The organism is Mesorhizobium sp. M1A.F.Ca.IN.020.06.1.1 (assembly GCF_004023265.1).
GTDB lineage: Bacteria > Pseudomonadota > Alphaproteobacteria > Rhizobiales > Rhizobiaceae > Mesorhizobium.
The window spans coordinates 1-2531 of record NZ_RZSR01000881.1 but is presented as its reverse complement, the minus strand read 5'-3'; the positions used below and the strand labels follow the sequence as shown (position 1 = coordinate 2531).

The 2531-nt window shown below is 64.0% G+C and carries 4 protein-coding genes; 3 read left to right on the top strand and 1 reads right to left on the bottom strand.

The window, feature by feature from the left end:
* Positions 1–49: 49 nt before the first annotated feature.
* From EOA60_RS28455 to EOA60_RS28445, 3 genes are all read left to right on the top strand, one after another.
* Entirely contained in the window at positions 50–370 is a 321-nt protein-coding gene (locus EOA60_RS28455) for a hypothetical protein (RefSeq protein WP_127334732.1), read from the top strand.
* Positions 371–566: 196 nt separating this feature from the next.
* A complete protein-coding gene (locus tag EOA60_RS28450; RefSeq protein WP_067325733.1) occupies positions 567–1556 on the top strand; it encodes a BMP family ABC transporter substrate-binding protein in 990 nt (329 codons plus the stop codon).
* 70 nt (positions 1557–1626) lie between these two features.
* Positions 1627–2082, top strand: coding sequence for a GNAT family N-acetyltransferase (locus EOA60_RS28445; protein ID WP_095823457.1), 456 nt, complete (start codon positions 1627–1629; stop codon positions 2080–2082).
* Here the strand turns inward: EOA60_RS28445 and EOA60_RS28440 are convergent.
* Complete coding sequence (locus EOA60_RS28440; protein ID WP_095800519.1) at positions 2077–2484, bottom strand: hypothetical protein; 408 nt, start codon at positions 2482–2484, stop codon at positions 2077–2079. The genes EOA60_RS28445 and EOA60_RS28440 overlap by 6 nt on opposite strands.
* Positions 2485–2531: the final 47 nt, after the last annotated feature.

Sequence of the window (2531 nt, the reverse complement as noted above, 5' to 3'; positions counted from 1 at the left end):
CTATGTCGTTTGGCGGGGCAGACGGGAGTGTTCCCGGGGAGTGCGTTGGATGCTGCGTTTCATCTTTCGGCTGGCGGCCATGGTTGCGTTGTCGATTTCTGTCATCATGGCGGTGATCGACACCACGCGCTCTGTCGCGGCGTCGGCGCTGGTCATGACGCCGCTCAACGCAAGCTGGCTGGCGGTATCGCCCGACACGCGCGCCGCGTTCGAGACCTATGTGCGCGCCAAGGCCAGTCCGCTGGTCTGGGACGGGATCATCGCCTGGGTGCTCGGCCAGCCGGGATTCGCCGTGTTCGCGGTATTGGCGTTCCTGCTCTACGCCCTCGGCTACCGCCGGCGGCGCCACGAACTCGCCCCGACCAACTGACGCTGACTCCGCCCGAAACGGTCGGCCTTCACGCTTTTTCCAACAGGTCAAAATTCCACGTGAATTTTGTTTCGGGCCGTGCCAGATTGGCCGCGAGCGGGAGGGGCATACACTTCCTGCCTGACGTCGCATGCCTGCCGGAGAACCGGGCAGGGTGTGCGGTGCAACGGAAAATAACCGACAGGGTGTGGATCACATGAAACGTATCGTTCTCGGCCTCCTGGCCGCAACCGCAATGGTTCTCCCGGCCTTCGCCGCGGATGTCCAGCCGGCCATCCTCTACGATCTCGGCGGCAAGTTCGACAAATCCTTCAACGAGGCTGCCTATAACGGCGCCGAGAAATTCAAGAAGGAAACCGGCGTCGCTTATGTCGAATTCGAAGTCTCCAACGCTTCGCAGCGCGAGCAGGCGCTGCGCCGCTTCGCCGAGGACGGCCGCAACCCGATCGTGATGGCCGGCTTTGCCTGGGAAGATGCGCTGAAGAAGGTCGCGGCCGAATATACCGACCTCAACTTCGCCATCATCGACGATGCCGTCGACCTGCCCAATGTCCGCTCGCTGGTGTTCAAGGAGAACGAAGGCTCCTACCTCGTCGGCATTCTGGCTGCGATGGCGTCAAAGTCGAAGAAGGTCGGCTTCGTCGGCGGCATGGACATCCCGCTGATCCGCAAGTTCGAATGTGGTTATGTCGGCGGCGCCAAGTCTGCCGGGGCCACCGAGGTCATCCAGAACATGACCGGCGATACCCCGGCCGCCTGGAACGACCCCGCCAAGGGCGGCGAGATCGCCAAGACCCAGATCGATCAGGGCGCGGACGTCGTCTATGCCGCGGCCGGCGGCACCGGCGTCGGCGTGCTGCAGGCGGCCGCGGATGCCGGCAAGCTCGGCATCGGCGTCGACTCCAACCAGAACGGCCTGCAGCCCGGCAAGGTGCTGACCTCGATGCTGAAGCGCGTGGACGTTGCCGTCTACACGGCTTTCATGGACGGCAAGAACGGGACCTTCAAGGGCGGCGTCGAAAATCTCGGCCTGAAGGAAGGCGGTGTCGACTACGCCATGGACGACAACAACAAGGCGCTGGTGACGGACGAGATGAAGGCGGCGGTCGAAAAGGCCAAGGCCGACATTATCGCCGGCAAGGTCCAGGTGCACGATTACACCACCGACAACAACTGCCCATATTGATCGGCAACTGAACGAGGCTTCTTAGACCGCCGGGCTTTTTGCCCGGCGGTTTGTTTTTGGGACCAGCATCATGCAACCGATTATCGAAGCCATGAGGGAGCGCGATGTCGAGACGATCGCCAAGCTGCGCCTGGCCGCCTTCTTTGAAGGCACAGGGCGGACGCTCGCAGAGGATATTGCGGGACTTCGCGGGCTGATCGCAGGCGACGGGTTCGAGGCGGCTGTCGTCGCCCGCCTCGGCGGCTCGCCGATCGGAAGTTGCCTCTTCGTCCGCAACGAGATCGACCCGGCGCATGATCTGACGCCGTGGCTCGCCGGGCTTGTTGTTGACGAGGCGTATCGAGGGCAGGGCGTTGGCACGGCGCTGGTCAGGGCCATAGAAGGCCACGCCGCGTCGGCCGGCGTTAACCGGCTCTATCTCTACACCTGGCAGGCACGACCGTTCTACGAAGCGCTTGGCTGGACTGCGGCGGAAGCTTTCGAGCAGGAGGGCGAGCCGATGCTTTTGATGTCGTGCGCCCTATAGCGTGCCGGCGAGATAGCCCAGCGCGAAGGCGGCCGCCAGGGCGAGCGCGATAGCCAGGCCGAGCCGGCCGCCAAGAGAATGCAGGCCGACGCCATAAGGCTTGCGCTCGATCTTGTTGATCACGATCGGCTGCGGCTTCGCATCGCCCTTGTCCAGCCCGGCAAACCGCATTTGCGGCAATTCGCCAAGCCGGCGCTGGATAAGCTGCCAGCGCTCATCCGAAGCCGTGGCCGACGCTCCCTGCGGCTCCAAAGCACGCATGCGTTCGGCAAGCCGCAGCACCGCGTCGCGAAAGGCGGGATCGATCTGTAGGTCGCGCTCGGCGCGAGCGCGCTCCCGTTCGTCCATCAGGCCGAAGACATAGTCGCCGGCCCTTGCGATGCGGTCTCCTTCACCGGCCATGACCGTTCTCCTCGAACTCGCTCGCTCCCCCTGCAGGCTCAGTAGTG